The 16,516-nt window shown below is 60.6% G+C and carries 18 protein-coding genes; all 18 read right to left on the bottom strand.

Annotated features, from left to right (window positions below):
• Positions 1 to 6 precede the first annotated feature (6 nt).
• The 18 genes from nagZ to fabD all read right to left on the bottom strand — a co-directional run bounded on the left by nagZ (position 7) and on the right by fabD (position 16,508).
• The gene (gene nagZ / locus ACYVOC_RS11065; protein ID WP_461161832.1) at positions 7 to 1,089 is read right to left on the bottom strand and encodes a beta-N-acetylhexosaminidase; all 1,083 of its coding nucleotides are present in this window, start codon (positions 1,087 to 1,089) and stop codon (positions 7 to 9) included.
• A gap of 27 nt (positions 1,090 to 1,116) precedes the next feature.
• Positions 1,117 to 1,545, bottom strand: coding sequence for a holo-ACP synthase (gene acpS / locus ACYVOC_RS11070; RefSeq protein ID WP_461161833.1), 429 nt, complete (start codon positions 1,543 to 1,545; stop codon positions 1,117 to 1,119).
• A 57-nt stretch (positions 1,546 to 1,602) separates the two neighbouring features.
• On the bottom strand, positions 1,603 to 2,373 hold the full coding sequence (locus ACYVOC_RS11075) for a pyridoxine 5'-phosphate synthase (RefSeq protein WP_461161834.1): 771 nt from the start codon (positions 2,371 to 2,373) through the stop codon (positions 1,603 to 1,605).
• Positions 2,374 to 2,439: 66 nt separating this feature from the next.
• Positions 2,440 to 3,204 (bottom strand): DNA repair protein RecO, encoded by a 765-nt coding sequence (gene recO, locus ACYVOC_RS11080; RefSeq protein ID WP_461161835.1) that lies wholly within the window; start codon positions 3,202 to 3,204, stop codon positions 2,440 to 2,442.
• Positions 3,205 to 3,356: 152 nt separating this feature from the next.
• Entirely contained in the window at positions 3,357 to 4,376 is a 1,020-nt protein-coding gene (gene era, locus ACYVOC_RS11085; RefSeq protein ID WP_116004451.1) for a GTPase Era, read from the bottom strand.
• Positions 4,373 to 5,056, bottom strand: coding sequence for a ribonuclease III (gene rnc / locus ACYVOC_RS11090; protein WP_461161836.1), 684 nt, complete (start codon positions 5,054 to 5,056; stop codon positions 4,373 to 4,375). Before rnc ends, era begins: the two co-directional genes overlap by 4 nt.
• Positions 5,057 to 5,422, bottom strand: a complete 366-nt coding sequence (locus ACYVOC_RS11095; RefSeq protein WP_461161837.1) for a DUF4845 domain-containing protein — start codon at positions 5,420 to 5,422, stop codon at positions 5,057 to 5,059.
• A gap of 35 nt (positions 5,423 to 5,457) precedes the next feature.
• A complete protein-coding gene (gene lepB, locus ACYVOC_RS11100) occupies positions 5,458 to 6,432 on the bottom strand; it encodes a signal peptidase I (protein ID WP_461161838.1) in 975 nt (324 codons plus the stop codon).
• Entirely contained in the window at positions 6,432 to 8,240 is a 1,809-nt protein-coding gene (gene lepA / locus ACYVOC_RS11105) for a translation elongation factor 4 (protein WP_116004455.1), read from the bottom strand. The genes lepB and lepA overlap by 1 nt, the downstream gene beginning before the upstream one ends.
• A 420-nt stretch (positions 8,241 to 8,660) precedes the next feature.
• Positions 8,661 to 10,052 (bottom strand): DegQ family serine endoprotease, encoded by a 1,392-nt coding sequence (locus ACYVOC_RS11110; protein WP_233521244.1) that lies wholly within the window; start codon positions 10,050 to 10,052, stop codon positions 8,661 to 8,663.
• 172 nt (positions 10,053 to 10,224) lie between these two features.
• Positions 10,225 to 11,106, bottom strand: coding sequence for a MucB/RseB C-terminal domain-containing protein (locus ACYVOC_RS11115; protein ID WP_461161961.1), 882 nt, complete (start codon positions 11,104 to 11,106; stop codon positions 10,225 to 10,227).
• A 204-nt stretch (positions 11,107 to 11,310) separates the two neighbouring features.
• Positions 11,311 to 11,901 (bottom strand): sigma-E factor negative regulatory protein, encoded by a 591-nt coding sequence (locus tag ACYVOC_RS11120; RefSeq protein ID WP_116006101.1) that lies wholly within the window; start codon positions 11,899 to 11,901, stop codon positions 11,311 to 11,313.
• A 60-nt stretch (positions 11,902 to 11,961) separates the two neighbouring features.
• Positions 11,962 to 12,606, bottom strand: a complete 645-nt coding sequence (gene rpoE, locus ACYVOC_RS11125) for an RNA polymerase sigma factor RpoE (protein ID WP_461161839.1) — start codon at positions 12,604 to 12,606, stop codon at positions 11,962 to 11,964.
• A gap of 12 nt (positions 12,607 to 12,618) precedes the next feature.
• The gene (locus ACYVOC_RS11130) at positions 12,619 to 13,116 is read right to left on the bottom strand and encodes a hypothetical protein (protein ID WP_461161840.1); all 498 of its coding nucleotides are present in this window, start codon (positions 13,114 to 13,116) and stop codon (positions 12,619 to 12,621) included.
• 63 nt (positions 13,117 to 13,179) lie between these two features.
• A complete protein-coding gene (gene fabF / locus ACYVOC_RS11135; RefSeq protein WP_461161841.1) occupies positions 13,180 to 14,424 on the bottom strand; it encodes a beta-ketoacyl-ACP synthase II in 1,245 nt (414 codons plus the stop codon).
• Positions 14,425 to 14,470: 46 nt separating this feature from the next.
• Complete coding sequence (gene acpP / locus ACYVOC_RS11140; protein ID WP_027995239.1) at positions 14,471 to 14,710, bottom strand: acyl carrier protein; 240 nt, start codon at positions 14,708 to 14,710, stop codon at positions 14,471 to 14,473.
• A 104-nt stretch (positions 14,711 to 14,814) separates the two neighbouring features.
• Positions 14,815 to 15,561: a 3-oxoacyl-ACP reductase FabG gene (gene fabG, locus ACYVOC_RS11145; protein WP_461161842.1), complete on the bottom strand. Its 747-nt coding sequence runs from the start codon at positions 15,559 to 15,561 to the stop codon at positions 14,815 to 14,817.
• Positions 15,558 to 16,508: an ACP S-malonyltransferase gene (fabD, locus tag ACYVOC_RS11150; protein ID WP_461161843.1), complete on the bottom strand. Its 951-nt coding sequence runs from the start codon at positions 16,506 to 16,508 to the stop codon at positions 15,558 to 15,560. Before fabD ends, fabG begins: the two co-directional genes overlap by 4 nt.
• Between the last annotated feature and the right edge of the window lie 8 nt (positions 16,509 to 16,516).

Raw genomic sequence — 16,516 nt, forward strand, 5'->3', positions numbered from 1 at the left:
GAAGAATCAGGACAGCATTTCCAGCGCTTGCTGGTAGGCGGGCTGGAACATCAGATCATCCCAGGCCTGCGGCAGGATTTGCGGCAACTGCGCCAGGCGGCGGGCCTCGCTGTCGGCGCTGGGTTGCCACTGCCCCTCCTCCAAGCGTTGCGCCAACCCGTCGAGCAACTCGTCGACGGCGTGTCCGTCTCCCACACTCTGGTTGCACAGCAGCACCAGGTCACACCCGGCCTGCAGCGCCGCCACGGCCGCGTCGGTATAACTGACCAGCTGCCCATCGATACGGCGGGCGCCTTCCATGCTCAGGTCGTCGCTAAAGATGGCGCCATCAAAACCCAGCTGGTCGCGCAGAATGTCCTGCAGCCACTTGCGTGAAAAACAGGCCGGTCGACTATCCACCTTGGGATAGATCACATGGGCCGGCATCACGCTGGTCAGCGTGCTGCGCAGCCAGCCATAGGGCGCTGCATCGTCCTGCAGGATGGCCTTGAGGCTGCGCCTGTCCACAGGAATTTCCGTATGCGAATCGGCCTGGACGAAGCCGTGGCCGGGAAAATGCTTGCCGCAGTGGGCCATGCCCGCCTGCAGCAAACCATGCGCCAGACTTTTGGCCAACAAGGTGACGACACGCGGATCGCGGTGAAAGGCGCGGTCGCCAATGACAGCGCTGCCACCCCAGTCCAGGTCCAGGATCGGGGTAAAACTGAAATCCACCCCGCAGGACCGCAACTCGCTGCCCAGCACATAGCCCGCAGCCGTGGCCGCATTGGTGGCAGCCAGGGCTCCGCTGCCAGGGCCACCCTTGCCGTCACGCATCCACAGGGTGCCCAGGGCACGCATGGGCGGCAGGTGGGTGAAACCGTCGCTGCGAAAGCGCTGCACACGGCCACCTTCGTGGTCCACGCAGATCAGCAGATCGTCGCGCACGGCCTTGATAGCGCTGGTCAGGGCCAGCAACTGGGCACGATTCTCCCAGTTGCGGGCAAACAGAATGACACCGCCGGTCAGGGGATGGGCCAGGCGGCGCCGGTCCACAGCGGACAGGGTGGTACCGGCAACGTCAAGGATGAGGGGGGAATGTTCAGTCATGGTACGAGGGATTGAAGTGCTCTACATTTAATAGCTATCAGCGCTTGATGGATAAGCGCTAGAGGCCAATTTTTCTACAACACAAAAACTTGCAGCGTAGTCAGACTCATCGGTCACGCTCAGGTGCGCGCTGAGGCCACGCGCGTCGAACCAGTCCTTCAGTTCACCGTGCAGCACGATGGTGGGCTGACCGCTGGCCAACGTACCCACCTCACACAAGCGCCAAGTCATGGGCATGCGCATTCCCAGGCCAATGGCCTTGCTGAAGGATTCCTTGGCGGAAAAGCGCGTGGCCAAATAGCGCACGCCACGCTCGGGCCAGCGAGTGCTGCGCCCGCGCCAGGTGGCCAGCTCGGCCGGTCCCAGCACCTTCTCGGCAAAACGGTCTCCATGGCGCTCCAGGCTGGCACGGATGCGGCGCACATCGCAAATATCGGTGCCGATACCATAGATCATAATTTTAGATGAAATAGGCCTTCAGAGCTTATCTACAAAGCGCTAGCAGCTATCAATTCAGGAGTCAACGAATCCCTGGTCAATGCAGGCCTGGTAGGCCCGTACCGTGGCGGCGTAGCCCAGTTCCAGCGCATCGGCAATCAGTGCATGGCCGATGGACACCTCCAGCACGCCTGGTACGCCGCGTACAAAGGCGGCAAGGTTGTCGCGGTTGAGGTCATGGCCCGCATTCACGCCCAGGCCGGCATCCATGGCCGCCCGGGCTGCGGCGCGGTAGCGCTCAAGCTCCTGGGCCTGCCGGTCGGTGCCCCAGGCCGCGGCATAGGGCTCGGTGTACAGCTCGACCCGGTCCGCGCCCACGGCCCGGGCCTGCGCCATTTGTTCGGGCACAGGGTCCATGAACAGGCTCACGCGCACGCCCAGCGCCCGGCATTCGGCAATCAGCGGAGCAAGGCGGGCGGCATCCTGCGGAAAGCTCCAACCATGGTCGCTGGTGAACTGGTCTTCGCTGTCGGGCACAAAAGTGGCCTGGTGGGGGCGTACCTGGCGAATGAAGTCCATCAGGTTCTGCGACGGATTGCCCTCAATGTTGTACTCACGGTCGGGCCAATTTTTCATGAGACTGGCCAGTTCATGCACATCGCTGGCACGGATATGCCGCTCGTCCGGTCGGGGATGCACGGTGATGCCATTGGCACCGGCCTGCAGGCACAGCAAGGCCGCGCGCATGACGCTGGGGATGCCCAGATGGCGCGTGTTGCGTACCAGCGCGACCTTGTTGACGTTGACCGACAGCGCGGTACGGTGTCCGTGGGAAAGTGGATTCATAGGAACTTACGCAAAAGTGCGAAGAAAAACAGCCCTGCCGTTGCCGAGATGGTGCATCCGCATCGCTCATAGCGATTGCATATCCATCATGAACTGGCGTGTGCGCAGCAACGGGTTTCCGCAATGGTATTGCAACAGGGTACGCAATTGGGGCTTGAGCTCTCCAGTCACGGGGGCACAGGCCCGTAGCAGGTCGGTAAAGGGCACTTCGCCCTGCAGCGCATCGCTCAACTGCAGCCACCGCGCTCCAGAGAGGCTGGCCCGCTCGCCTGCGGCGGCGCTGCGCAGGCCGCCCTCGGCGACTAAAGCGTAACGGGCATCCGGCGCCAGGGCACCGCCGGTGAGGGTCTGGGCATCCAACGCAGGCAGCAGGCCGATTTCACGCAGCAGCAGCATTTCAAAACTGCGCAATACCGGCTCCAGGGCGTCGCCATGCTCACTGGCCAGTACGCGCACCACAGCACCATAGGTGTCGAACAAGTGAGCGTGCGGGTCATCGCGTGCCAGCAGGCGCAGCAGCAGCTCGTTCAGGTAGGTGCCCGACAGCAGCGCGTCGCCTGTGGGCATGATGTGGCCGCCCACCCACTCCGCGCCTTTAAGGGTGTGAATATCTCCGGCACCCGTATCGCTCTGGGTCCAGGTCAGGTGCAGCGGCTGCAGCGGCAACAGCACCGGACGGAAATTGGAACTCGGCTTTTTGGCCCCCTTGGCCACCAGTGCAGTGCGCCCATGGTGGCGCGTGAACACCTCCAGGATCAGGCTGGACTCGCTCCAGTCGTAGCGGTGCAGGACAAAGGCGGGTTCGTTGGAAAAGCGGCGCGCAGTAGCCAATCGCTACCCTCTAGATGACAGGCTTGGTCATTTCAACGGCCACCGCATTTGGCCCACCAGCGGCCACCGTGGAGCTGGCTTTGCCAGGCCACTGGTGGCGCCCCCTCCCGAAGGAGAGGGGGGAAGGCGCAAGCGCTGCAGGAGGGTGATCGCTATTCATAACCAAAGGAGCGCACCCGTGCTTCATCGTCCGCCCAGCCGCTGCGCACCTTGACCCATATCTCGATGAACACCTTGGCATCCATGAGTTTTTCCAGCTCCTGGCGGGTCTCGGTGCCGATGCGCTTGAGCCGCTCCCCCTTGTCGCCGATCACCATGGCCTTGTGGCTGTCGCGCTCGACCACGATGGTGGCTGCAATGCGCACCAGGCGTTTGTGCTGCTTGCTTTTTTCTTCGCTGAACTGGTCGATGATGACGGTCGAGGTGTAGGGCAACTCGTCACCGGTGAAGCGGAACAGCTTTTCGCGCACGGTCTCGCTGGCGAGGAACTTTTCGCTGCGGTCCGTCAATTCGTCTTCGGCGTACCACCAGGGGGCCTCGGGCAAATACTTCTCGCAAATACCGTAAAGCCGCTCCACGTCGCCTTTGTTCTTGGCCGACATGGGCACGAATTCGGCGAACGGGTGACGCTCTTGCATGCTCTTGAGCCAAGGCGCGATCTCGGCGCGGCGGTGGATGTTGTCGAGCTTGTTGGCGATGAGCAGCGTGGGGATACCCGGCTTGAACAGCGAGAGCACCTTGGCATCGGCCAGGGTAAAGCTGCCCGCCTCCACCACGAAGAGGATCAGATCCACATCGCCAATAGCGCCCATGACTGTCTTGTTGAGCGACTTGTTGAGCGCAGTAGCGTGGCGCGTCTGGAAGCCAGGTGTATCGACAAAGACGAACTGCGTCTGTCCTTGCGTACGGATGCCGGTGATGCGGTGGCGCGTAGTTTGCGCCTTGCGGGACGTAATACTGATCTTCTGACCCACCAGGGCATTGAGCAGCGTGGACTTGCCCACGTTGGGCTTGCCGACAATGGCGATGACGCCGCAGCGCTGTCCCTTCACATCCACCCCGGCAGCACCGGCAGGCCGGGCAGCCGCCAACATGGAGTCAAGGTCATTTTGGCCTTCAGCGCTTGATTCACCTGCGCTGTCAGCTACATTTTTAGTAGCATCTTCATTCATGGCTGTTTTGCTTTCAGTGTGGCCAGCATGGCCTGTGCGGCAGATTGTTCGGCCGCCCGGCGCGAACCACCGAGGCCTCGCTCGGCCAGGGAGAGTTCCGCAATAGCGCATTCCACATCAAAGGTCTGGCGGTGCGCCGCCCCTTCCGTCGTCACCACGCGGTACTGCGGCAATTGCATTTTGCGGCCCTGCAGCCACTCCTGCAATGCCGTCTTGGCATCCTTGGCAGCCGCCTGCATCTGGGGATTGATCTCTACGGCATTGAGCAGTCGCAGCACCAATGCCTCAGCCGGGGCATAACCTGCATCGAGATACACGGCTCCGATCAGGGCCTCCAGAGCATCGGCGAGGATGGACGGGCGCTTCTGGCCGCCGGAGCGTGCCTCGCCTTCGCCCAAGCGCAGCACCTCGGACACACGCAACTCCAGCGCCAGCTGGTGCAGCGTCTCCTGCTTGACCAGGTTGGCACGCACGCGCGAAAGATCGCCCTCGGGCTGAGACGCCAGCCGCGTGTACAACAGACTGGCCACAGCCAAGTTGAGCACCGAATCGCCTAGAAATTCCAGCCGCTCATTGTGGTCGGCGCTGAAGCTGCGGTGTGTGATGGCACGCTGCAGCAAGGCAGGGTTTGAAAAGCGGTGCTGCAGGCGCTCCTGCAGCGCAAGAAGAGAAGGCTGCACCTATTTGGTCGAATCTTCAAAGCGGTAGACCAGATAGGCCGGCCCCGCTAATGCAATTTCACGCGAGTATTTGAAGGACACCACGATCTTGTCGCCTTTTTTTGTCACTTCCAGATCCTTGCCCGAAATTGACGAAATATCGTCGATGGCACCGGCTCGATCAAAACTGGCGCGAACCTCTGGCACAGTGTTACCCTCCTTGGCCGCCTTGGCCGCAGCCTTGCCAATCGCGTGGTATTCCAGAAAAATCGGTACCGACTGGCCGCCAATGGCAAATGCTGCGACGGCCAGCAGGCCGATAAAGATCACCCCAATGAAAGACAGGCCGCGCTGGCTCGAACGGCTGGCTGAATGGTGCGCATGCATATGTTTTTCCCCTCTTGATTGTTTGCCGTGGCTGCTTAGTTAAAGGAACCGATGCGCTTGAGGTTACCGAAATTCATCCAGACAAAGAAGGCTTTGCCCACAATGTTGGCCTCTGGCACAAACCCCCAGTAACGCGAATCGAGCGAATTATCGCGGTTATCGCCCATCATGAAGTAATGCCCTTCGGGCACCTTGCACACCACACCTTCGACACTGTAGCGGCAGTTGTCACGAGAAGCAAAATTGCTGGCGCCCTGCACAAAGGCAGGCGCATCGGGGTTATTGAGCAAACGGTGGGGGTGTGTTCCCAACTGTTCCTCGAACTGTTTGAAATAGCGCATGGCGCTTTCATCAAAGAAGTCCGGCTGCGGTGAGGTTGCGATCACCTGTCCATTGATGGTCAATCGCTTGTTGATATACGCCACCTCATCGCCCGGCACGCCCACCACACGCTTGATGTAGTCCAGGTTCGGCTGGGGCGGGTAGCGAAAGACCATCACGTCGCCGCGCTGCGGTGGCGTTCCATCAGTCACCTTGGTGTGGATGACAGGTAGACGCACACCGTACGTGAATTTGTTCACCAAAATCAAGTCGCCCACCAGCAAGGTGGGAATCATCGAGCCCGATGGAATCTTGAAAGGCTCGAACAGGAACGAGCGCAGCAGGAAAACCGCCGCAATCACCGGAAAAAGCCCGGCCGTCCAATCCAGCCACCAGGGCTGCATGAGCAAACGGGTTTTCTCGTCCTGCACATTGATGTCCACCTGGGCAATGCCCATGCGGTCCAACTCGGCACGGCGTTGCACGGCAGTGTCCTCGATGGCTTGGGCCGCACGGCGGCGGCGCGGCAGGAAATAAAACCGCTCGGCAAACCAGTAGCAGCCCGTGACGACCGTCGTCAAAAACAGCAGCAAGGCAAAGTTGCCTTCGATAGCCCCAAAATACCAGGCCCCCATATAGCCCGCAAAGGCCGCCAGCACCAGCGACGTGAGAATTTGCATGGCCTGCATCAATCTTCCACCTGCAAAATGGCCAGGAAGGCCTCCTGGGGCACCTCGACCGATCCAATCTGTTTCATGCGTTTTTTGCCTGCCTTCTGCTTCTCAAGAAGCTTGCGTTTGCGCGAAATGTCGCCGCCATAGCACTTTGCCAGCACGTTCTTGCGCAACGCCTTGATGGACTCGCGCGCAATGATGTTGCCTCCGATCGCGGCCTGGATCGCCACATCGAACATCTGGCGGCTGATGATTTCGCGCATCTTGGACACCACGGCGCGGCCGCGGTACTGGCTCTGGCTACGGTGCACGATGATGGACAGCGCATCGACCTTCTCACCGTTGAGCAAGATGTCCACCTTCACCACATCGGACGCACGGTACTCCTTGAACTCGTAGTCCATGGAGGCATAGCCCCGGCTCACTGATTTGAGCTTGTCGAAGAAGTCCAGCACGATCTCACCCAGCGGCATTTCATAGGTCAGCATGACCTGGCGGCCGTGGTACGCCATGTTCATTTGCACGCCACGCTTCAGGTTGGCCAACGTCATCACAGGCCCCACATACTCTTGAGGCATATACAGATGCACGGTCACAATGGGTTCACGGATTTCCTGCAGCTTGCCCTGGTCGGGCATCTTGGCAGGGTTCTCCACCATGATGACTTCACCGCCCGGCATCACCACCTCGTAGACCACGCTGGGTGCCGTTGTAATCAGATCCTGATCGAACTCGCGCTCCAGCCGCTCCTGCACAATCTCCATGTGCAGCAGGCCCAGAAAACCGCAGCGAAAACCAAACCCGAGCGCCTGCGACACTTCGGGCTCGTAGTGCAGTGACGCATCATTGAGCTTGAGTTTTTCCAGCGCGTCGCGCAGTTGATCGTATTCGCTCGCCTCGGTGGGGTACAGGCCGGCAAACACCTGGGGCTGGATTTCCTTGAAGCCCGGCAGCGCCTCGGCGGCAGGTCCTGCGTTGTTCGGCAGCTTCTTTTCCAGCGTGATGGTGTCGCCCACCTTGGCCGCCTGCAATTCCTTGATCCCGGCGATGATGTAGCCTACCTGGCCCGCCTCCAAGCGGTCCCGCGACTCGTTGGCGGGAGTAAACACACCCAGGTTATCAGCGTTGTATACGGTCCCGCTTGCCATCATCTTGAAGCGCTCACCCTTGAGAAGGCGCCCATCGACCACGCGCACCAGCATCACGACGCCAACGTAAGCGTCATACCAACTGTCGATGATCATGGCGCGCAGCGGCCCATCGGGGTTGCCACGCGGCGCCGGAACCTTCGCGACAATAGCTTCCAGGATCTCGTCGATGCCCATGCCCGTCTTGGCTGAACACGGGATGGCGTCCTCGGCATCGATGCCGATCACATCCTCGATTTCCGCCTTGGCGTTTTCGGGGTCAGACTGCGGCAAGTCCATCTTGTTGAGCACCGGCAGCACTTCCACGCCCAGATCCAGCGCGGTGTAGCAATTGGCCACTGTTTGTGCTTCCACACCTTGCGAGGCATCGACCACCAGCAAGGCGCCCTCGCAGGCCGAGAGCGAACGACTCACTTCGTAGGAAAAGTCAACGTGGCCAGGCGTATCGATCAGGTTCAGGTTGTAGACCTGACCATCTTGGGCCTTGTACTGCAGCGCGGCAGTTTGCGCCTTGATGGTGATGCCGCGCTCTTTTTCGATGTCCATGGAATCGAGCACCTGGGCTTCCATCTGGCGATCAGCCAAGCCCCCGCAGCGCTGGATCAGGCGATCGGCGAGGGTGGACTTGCCATGGTCAATGTGCGCAATGATGGAAAAATTACGAATGTGCTTCATCAACGAAAACGTCAAATAAGGAAGGTGCTAGACCACCGCAACAAAAAAGGGCGCGTCGGCTGGTGACGCGCCCTGAACCAACAATCTTGGGCAACTGCGATGGTTGGAGCCTCATTGTAGGCAAAAAATCACCCAAAAAAAGAGGGGCGCCATGGCCTCACGCGGGCGATGCCGTGGGCCACTGCCTGAACTACGCTGCCGACACTTGGTGCATTCCACAAGTCAAGGAATACGCCGTGGGGAACCCGTGCAATTCAGGAGGATTTTTTGCGCCATGAATTCGAGACAATTTGATATATCCATAGTTGTGCAAAAACAGGGCGCATTCTACCTAATCGGTCGATAACGCCCCGTCCGCCACAGCCTCGGCTTCTGATGCAGGGTTTCTGCCACAGAGGACAGCAATCCAACCCAAGGCTCTTATGGACGGATCAAAGCGTACTGAGCCCACTCCCCGCGCTGGTAAAGCACGTTGACCGGTTTGGTTTTGTCCACCTTGGACAAGACCGATTCAAAGTCTTTCACCGTACTCACTTCAGTGTTGGCAATGGCCCGGATCACATCGCCTTCGCGCAATCCTGCACGGGCAGCAGCATCCGAAGCAGCATCGATGCGCACACCCCCTTTGAGCTTGAGCTCCTTCTTCTGTGCTCCCGTCAAATCCGAAACCGTGAGCCCGAACTGCTGGGCAGCATTCGAAGACTTGGGTTTGACGTCGCGGTCACTGGCCTTGATGGCTGGCGTGTCACCATCAATCTCCGCAATCACGACCGACAAATCGCGCATATTCCCCCGGCGAAACACCGTCACGGTGCTCTTGGTGCCCGGCTTGGTATTACCGACCAAGCGTGGTAGGTCTGCGATCCGCTCAATGGGCTTGCCTTCGAAACGAACGATGATGTCGCCAGCCTCTACCCCGGCCTTCTCCGCGGGCGAGCCACTCTCCACCCCGGTTACCAAGGCCCCCTGCTGCTTGCCCAGCCCCAGCGATTCCGCCACATCGCGCGTCACCTGCCCAATTTGCACACCAATACGCCCCCGTGTCACACGCCCGCTGGAGCGCAGCTGCTCGCTGACGCGCATGGCTTCATCGATCGGAATGGCAAACGAAATGCCCATGAACCCGCCTGAACGTGAATAGATCTGGCTGTTGATGCCCACGACCTCGCCCCGCATATTGATCAAGGGTCCGCCTGAATTTCCCGGATTGATCGCCACATCAGTCTGAATGAAAGGCAAGTAATCCCCGGTATCGCGCTGCTTGGCACTGACGATGCCCGCAGTGACAGTGTTTTCCAAGCCAAAGGGCGAGCCGATAGCCATGACCCATTCACCCACCTTCAGGCGGTTGACATCGCCAATCCGCACGGCAGGCAAGCCCGATGCTTCGATCTTCACAACGGCCACATCGGTGCGCTTGTCCGCTCCGATAATTTTTGCCTTGTATTCGCGCTTGTCCGTCAATGTGACGATCACTTCGTCGGCACCGTCTACCACATGGGCATTGGTCATGACATAGCCATCGGCACTGAGAATGAAGCCAGAGCCCACGCCGCGCGGCTGTTCTTCTTCCTGCTGCGGACGATTTGGTCGTTGTTGGCGCGGCATGTTCGGGATGGGCACGCCAAACCGCTTGAAAAACTCAAGCATGTCTTCGTCCATGCCATTAACGCCACTCCGCCTGGAAGCCTTTTCCGTCGTGCGGATGTTCACTACCGAAGGCCCTGCTTGTTCGACAAGATCTGTGAAGTCAGGCAACCCGCGCACGGAAGCCGGAGGCGTCGCCACCTGCGCAATGGCCAGGGGCGCCATCGCGGCGCTGCACGCCAGAACACAAGCCGCAGCCAGCCCGGCGCCATGGTTTTTTGTCCAATCGATTATTTTCATTGATGGCCTTTCGAGAATTCAAGTCACGTTCTGCTTTGCGCGCAGATACTGTGAGAAATCCTTCAGTGAATTTGGTTCCATCCAGCAAACAGCCATTTCATTTCAGCCGTGCCAGGCGGTCCGCAAACAACACCAGCGTGGCTGCAGGTACCTCTCCCACTGCCGTCAGCCAGACACCGTCACTCAGTGGCTTGGCCAGAACATGGGTAGCCCCCCGTGCGACCTGAACCACCGTTGATGCGCTGCGACGGGCATGGTGCCGTTCGATGAACAACGATACCGTCACCAGCCCATCGGAGTAAAAGCACTGCAGCAGTCCGGGCTCATGGCCTGCTGAGGAAACTGCATGGAGATAACAACCGACAGGCACGAAACCATCCACGGGCTCACGCAGCCCCCAGCCCTGTTCGGTGGCTGTGGTCATCCGCATTTGCACACTCAGATCCTGGTAGCCAGCGGTATCCTGTGGCATGCGAGCCCACTGCTGTGCCTCCTTGTCGGCGTCCAGTTGCAGAGCGGAAAACGCCGTCTGCTCCAGCACCCGCCCACTTGGCTCCAGCATCTGTACCCGCAGCACCAGACCCGATGTGCGCTCACTCCAGAAGCGGTAACCAAAGCGCAGTGCATCGTGTGGCGCGAACGACACGACATCAGCCTCCATCCCGGCGACGCGCTCCTGTCCAAGGAGGTGCGCGGTATAGGGCGGGACAAAGGTCGCATCGGCACTTCCGGGTAGCGCATGAAGCAAATCGCGGCGCTCGGTGCGGACCGTACGCGACTGGTGCAGGAAGGTACGCACGAGCCCATCCTGCCGATAGACGGTACTTGCTGCACCATCGAGTGCATCGACGCGCTCGAACTGCTGGCCATCGCGTACCGCATGCCAGATTTTGGAAGTCGCCATGGCACCTGATGCATGGAGCACCACCACCGTGCCCACGTAACTGCGGCTGCGGGATGCCCCCTGCATGCGCTCCATCCATTGTTGGGCAGTCCGCGGATTGGCGTCGTCCTGCGGTCTATTGACCGGCCCGCCCTGTACACCCAAGGCAAGGGCGCACAAAGCCATCCCACCGAGATACCGGGCAGCACGTGAGAACACTAATTTTGCGGAACAACAACCGCGCCGCCATCTCGCCCGAAACACCATGCCTGCAGTCATTTGCCGCATGCGCCCAAGCAATCAACGTGAGGGCGACTCGAACGTGGCGTTGCGCAGGAACCCTGCAGGCATCTGCAGAGCCGCAGCGCCACCGTATTGCTTGTGCGCGGCGAGCAATTCGTCCAGACGAGGGTCACGCAGCATCACTTGTGCATCGGGACTGCTCGTAACAACCATCTGCTGTGTGGCCGCGGGTGGTGCAGCAGCCAGGCGAGCCCCTGAATCCGCTTCGCGGACATGGCTCAGCGAATTCCATCCGATGGCAGACACCGCCGCCAAGGACGCCAACCCCGCCACCATCTTCCAGCGAAAGGCCGATGCATTGGCCGCCTGTGCCAACTCGACCTGTAATGGCTCGGTATGGGGCAATGCATGCGGTGGCGCAGGCTCCTGGGCCAACTTCTGGTGCAACTGCGCCAGGAAAGCCCCGCCATCAGAAGCGTGCGCCAGTTCGGGGGAACGCAACACATCTCCCACCAAGTGATAGACCTGCCAAGTGTCACGGCCTTCGTCCTGCGCAGCAAAACGCAAAGCCTGCGCCAGTTCATCCCCGTGCAATTGACCGTCTGCCAAAGCCGATAACTGTTCGTGCATCTTCAGATCATCATTCATGGTGTCACCTGCCAAACCCATACCTATACGTCATGGAAACTCTTCACCTGTGCCGCGCACCTACCAGCGTTTGCCCGTGCGGTTTTCGAGCAATGGTCGCACCCGTGTGGAAATGGCCTCTCGGGCGCGAAAAATACGCGACCGCACAGTTCCGATCGGGCATCCCATCACGGTGGCAATTTCCTCATAGCTCAGACCTTCAATCTCGCGCAAAGTCACCGCCTGGCGCAAGTCCTCGGGCAATGCATCCATTGCGGCGTTGACCTGGGCCGCAATTTCCCGGGCAGCCAGCACTGTTTCTGGTGTTTCTTCTGTAGTTAGTTCATGGCCGATACGATAAGTTTCATTCTCGTCATCAGCAGAACGCAGAGTGCCCTCATACACCAAAGGATTACGCTTGAGGTCCATCAAGGCCTTTTTGGCCGTGTTGACTGCAATGCGGTACAGCCAGGTGTAGAACTGCGCATCCCCCCGAAACTGGTGCAAGGCCCGGTAGGCTCGGAGAAAGGTCTCCTGGGCAATGTCAGGCACCAAATCAGTATCGCGCACCATGCGCCCGATCAGCCGCTCGATACGGCGCTGGTATTTGATGACGAGCAGATCATAGGCCCGCAGATCGCCGGCCACGGTGCGCTCCACAAGGAGAAGGTCGCTATCCGTGGCAGGAGGATCAAGAGATGGGGGTTCGGGCGGAGTCGCAGTCATGGAGAAGAAAGTTCACACCGGGCCAGCGCGCCCAGAAGCATGTTCGGCGGCATCGGGAACGCCCGTTACGGCGCGCGAATATACCGCACGGCGCAGATCCAGCCAGTGAGCGGGCGCATGTCCCCGCTCCAGCCAGAGCCATTGCGCACGTCCGGCGAGAGGCACCAGGCAGACGGCCATGCGGCGCTGCAAATCGAGGTGAGTGGTCAGCGTACCACGCACACTACCGCCCAGGGGCCCGAGCAGCTCCCATGCACCACCGTCCCAGGACAGAGTGCCCACCGGCATTCGGGCCCAGAAGCGCCATGCAGCGCCCGTGATCAGCAACCAAGCGAGCCCTGTACCCATCGGTATCCAGAGTGGCCATGGTGCGGCACCCCATAGCATCCAGGCAACCCAAGCCAGTCCACCAGCGGCCGATCCGCACGCCAGTGCTCCAGCGAGCCACGCGCTGCGGCGCACCGGAAAACGCACTGCCGGGGCATGGTGGCGGGCGGAACGCTGATTCACAAACGGTCCGTCGCTGCAAGGTGTCGTGCGGGGTAGTGCACGCAACGCAGCGGGCTACGGACGTCAGACGCGCCGAAAAACCAGCGTGCCGTTGGTACCGCCAAATCCAAAATTATTTTTGACGGCAACATCGATCTTCATGTCCCGCGCTGTGTTGGCGCAGTAATCAAGGTCGCATTCGGGATCCTGATTATCCAGATTGATCGTGGGCGGAACCTTCTGGTGGTGCAGTGCGAGGATCGTGAAGATGCTCTCGATGCCCCCCGCCCCGCCCAGCAGATGGCCAGTCATGGACTTGGTGGAACTCACGACCATCTTATGGGCATGATCGCCAAAAGCGGCTTTGATGGCATTGGTTTCATTGAGGTCACCCAGCGGCGTGGACGTGCCATGCGCATTGAGATAAGCCACCTCATCGGTATTGACCCCGGCATTACGCAGGGCGGCTTGCATGGCACGGCGTGGGCCATCCATGCTAGGCGCCGTCATATGGCCGGCATCGGCGCTCATGCCAAAACCGCTCAGTTCGGCATAAATTTTGGCGCCACGGGCCTTGGCGTGTTCGTATTCCTCAACCACCACCACGCCGGCGCCTTCGCCCAGCACGAAGCCGTCGCGGTCCCTGTCCCATGGGCGTGATGCCGCCTTGGGATCGTCGTTACGGGTGGAGAGTGCGCGCATCGCGGCAAAACCGCCAATACCCAGGGGCGAGACGGTGGCCTCAGTCCCCCCAGCGATGACCACATCGGCATCACCGTACTCAATCATGCGACCGGCTTCGCCAATGCAGTGCAAGCCCGTGGTACAGGCCGTGACAACGGCCAGATTCGGCCCCTTGAAACCGAAACGCATGGACACATGCCCTGCCACCATGTTGATGATGGAGGCGGGAACAAAAAAAGGTGTGATGCGCCGTGCGCCCCGGTTGATGAATTCGGTATGGGTGTTTTCGATCAGCGGAAGACCACCGATCCCCGAGCCGATCACGCAGCCAATGCGGGTCGCCAGGTCTTCGCTCAGGGCATCGCCGGTGGGCAAACCAGCGTCCTCTACGGCCTGCACCGCTGCAGCAATGCCGTAATGGATAAACGAGTCCATCGCACGCGCATCCTTGGCGCTGATGTAGGACTCCAGGTCCAGTCCTTTGACCTCGCCTGCAATTTTGCAGGCGAAGGTCGATGCATCGAACCTGGTAATGAGGCCAATGCCGGACTGCCCGGCCAGGATATTGGCCCAGGCGTCCTGCACCGTGTTTCCCACGGGACTGATGCAACCCAGGCCGGTCACGACAACGCGACGACGGCTCATGCGTAAAACCTTGTGCTGATCGCTGAAGGGGCGCCAAGCGCGCCGTTCAAGCCTTCGGGTGGGTGGTGGCGTAGTCGATGGCGTTCTGCACCGTCGTGATCTTCTCGGCGTCTTCGTCCGGAATCTCGATGCCGAATTCGTCTTCCAGCGCCATCACCAGCTCCACGGTGTCGAGGGAGTCTGCACCCAGATCGGCCACGAAAGCTTTTTCATTGGTGACTTGTGACTCTTCCACGCCGAGTTGTTCGGCGATGATTTTTTTGACACGTGCTTCGATATCGCTCATGGTTTCCCTCTGGGGGTTGTGAATGGAATCCGCGATTCTAGCCGTTTAAGAGAGGTTTCCCCAAAGGCCCGCCGTACGGATGAACCGGCGTGATTTTTCGTCAATTACATGTACATGCCGCCATTGACATGCAATTCCTGCCCAGTGATGTAACCGGCCTCGTTGGAAGCGAGGTAGGTCACGGCATGTGCGATGTCTGCGGGCTTGCCCAGATGACCCAAAGGGATCTGGTCGAGCAGTGCTTTTTGCTGTGCTTCGGGCAGGCCAGAGGTCATGTCAGTGTCAATAAACCCGGGAGCCACGCAGTTCACAGTCACGCTGCGGCTGCCCAGCTCACGCGCCAGCGCACGGGTCATACCGGCCACACCCGCCTTGGCGGCAGCGTAGTTGGCTTGGCCGGGGTTACCCGAGGCGCCTACCACACTGGTGATGCTGATGATGCGCCCATAGCGCTGCTTCATCATCGGCTTGATGGCCGCACGGCTAACGCGGAACACCGCCTTGAGATTGGTGTCCAGCACGGCATCCCAGTCGTCGTCTTTCATGCGCATGGCCAGCTGGTCGCGGGTAATGCCGGCATTGTTCACCAGCACATGCAGGCCGCCCTGGCCCTTGACGATGCCGTCAATCAGGGCATCGACCGCCGCACCATCGTTCACGTTCAGATGGGCCCCTCGGCAGCCCGGGTGCGCGGCCAGCGCCTGGCTGATACGCTCGGCGCCTTCAGTGGTGGTGGCTGTACCAACCACCTGGAAGCCGCGCACGGCCAGTTCCAGCGCGATGGCGGCGCCAATGCCGCGTGAGGCACCGGTGACCAGCGCCACGAGGGGTTTTGCAGTGCTTTCGCTCATGCCAGCAGCTCCTTGATTTCGGTGAGGGTCGCGGCATCGTACAGCGCGGCACCCGTGAGTTCGGCATCAATGCGCCTTGTGAGGCCCGCAAGCACTTTGCCAGGGCCGCATTCGACAATGTGGGTCATGCCACGCGCCTTGAGAGCCTGTACGCATTCCACCCAGCGCACGGGGCCAAAGGCCTGGCGATAGAGCGCGTCGCGGATGGCGTCTGCATCCTGCTGCACCGCCACATCAATATTATTGAGTACCGGAATCTGCGGCGCCGCGAGGGGCGTGGTGGCCAGGGCGGCGCGCAGCTTCTCGGCGGCGGGTTTCATCAGGCTGGAATGGAAAGGCGCCGACACCGGCAACGGCAACGCGCGCTTGGCACCCGCAGCCTTGAGAACTTCACAGGCCTTCTCGACGGCGGCCTTGCTGCCCGCAATCACAGTCTGTGCCGGATCGTTGAAATTGACCGCCTCGACCACTTCAGTGCCGTTTTGGCCCATAGCGCTTGTCACTTCTGCGCAATTAGCTATCACTTTCGCAGCATCCAGGCCCAGAATCGCGGCCATGGCCCCCGTGCCCACGGGCACGGCTTCCTGCATGGCGGCGGCGCGCAGACGCACCAGCGGCGCCGCCTGGGCCAGCGTCAGCACGCCCGACGCCACCAGCGCCGAGTATTCACCCAACGAATGCCCCGCCACAGCCGCCGGCAGGGCGCCGCCTTCGGCACGCCACACGCGCCAGGCGGCCACACCGGCCACCAGCATCACGGGCTGGGTGTTGGTGGTGAGCGCCAGCTGCTCCTTGGGGCCCTCGTGGATCAGGCGACCCACATCCTCGCCCAGGGCGTCAGACGCCTCCTGCAGCGTTTGCACGACGGCCGGGTGGTCTGCCCACCCATCGAGCATGCCCACAGCCTGCGAGCCCTGGCCCGGAAAAACAAATGCAAAGGTTTTCATGCGTATTC

The sequence above is a fragment of the Simplicispira piscis genome (assembly GCF_054783455.1).

What these genes read in the sequence shown, in the direction of transcription:
- nagZ (WP_461161832.1), bottom strand. Translation starts at nt 1,089, where the DNA reads ATGACTGAACATTCCCCCCTCATCCTTGACGTTGCCGGTACCACCCTG.
- acpS (WP_461161833.1), bottom strand. Translation starts at nt 1,545, where the DNA reads ATGATCTATGGTATCGGCACCGATATTTGCGATGTGCGCCGCATCCGT.
- ACYVOC_RS11075 (WP_461161834.1), bottom strand. Translation starts at nt 2,373, where the DNA reads ATGAATCCACTTTCCCACGGACACCGTACCGCGCTGTCGGTCAACGTC.
- era (WP_116004451.1), bottom strand. Translation starts at nt 4,376, where the DNA reads ATGAATGAAGATGCTACTAAAAATGTAGCTGACAGCGCAGGTGAATCA.
- ACYVOC_RS11095 (WP_461161837.1), bottom strand. Translation starts at nt 5,422, where the DNA reads ATGCATGCGCACCATTCAGCCAGCCGTTCGAGCCAGCGCGGCCTGTCT.
- lepB (WP_461161838.1), bottom strand. Translation starts at nt 6,432, where the DNA reads ATGCAGGCCATGCAAATTCTCACGTCGCTGGTGCTGGCGGCCTTTGCG.
- lepA (WP_116004455.1), bottom strand. Translation starts at nt 8,240, where the DNA reads ATGAAGCACATTCGTAATTTTTCCATCATTGCGCACATTGACCATGGC.
- ACYVOC_RS11110 (WP_233521244.1), bottom strand. Translation starts at nt 10,052, where the DNA reads ATGGCGCCCCTGGCCATTGCGCAGGTGGCGACGCCTCCGGCTTCCGTG.
- ACYVOC_RS11115 (WP_461161961.1), bottom strand. Translation starts at nt 11,106, where the DNA reads ATGGAGCGCATGCAGGGGGCATCCCGCAGCCGCAGTTACGTGGGCACG.
- ACYVOC_RS11120 (WP_116006101.1), bottom strand. Translation starts at nt 11,901, where the DNA reads ATGAATGATGATCTGAAGATGCACGAACAGTTATCGGCTTTGGCAGAC.
- rpoE (WP_461161839.1), bottom strand. Translation starts at nt 12,606, where the DNA reads ATGACTGCGACTCCGCCCGAACCCCCATCTCTTGATCCTCCTGCCACG.
- fabF (WP_461161841.1), bottom strand. Translation starts at nt 14,424, where the DNA reads ATGAGCCGTCGTCGCGTTGTCGTGACCGGCCTGGGTTGCATCAGTCCC.
- acpP (WP_027995239.1), bottom strand. Translation starts at nt 14,710, where the DNA reads ATGAGCGATATCGAAGCACGTGTCAAAAAAATCATCGCCGAACAACTC.
- fabG (WP_461161842.1), bottom strand. Translation starts at nt 15,561, where the DNA reads ATGAGCGAAAGCACTGCAAAACCCCTCGTGGCGCTGGTCACCGGTGCC.
- fabD (WP_461161843.1), bottom strand. Translation starts at nt 16,508, where the DNA reads ATGAAAACCTTTGCATTTGTTTTTCCGGGCCAGGGCTCGCAGGCTGTG.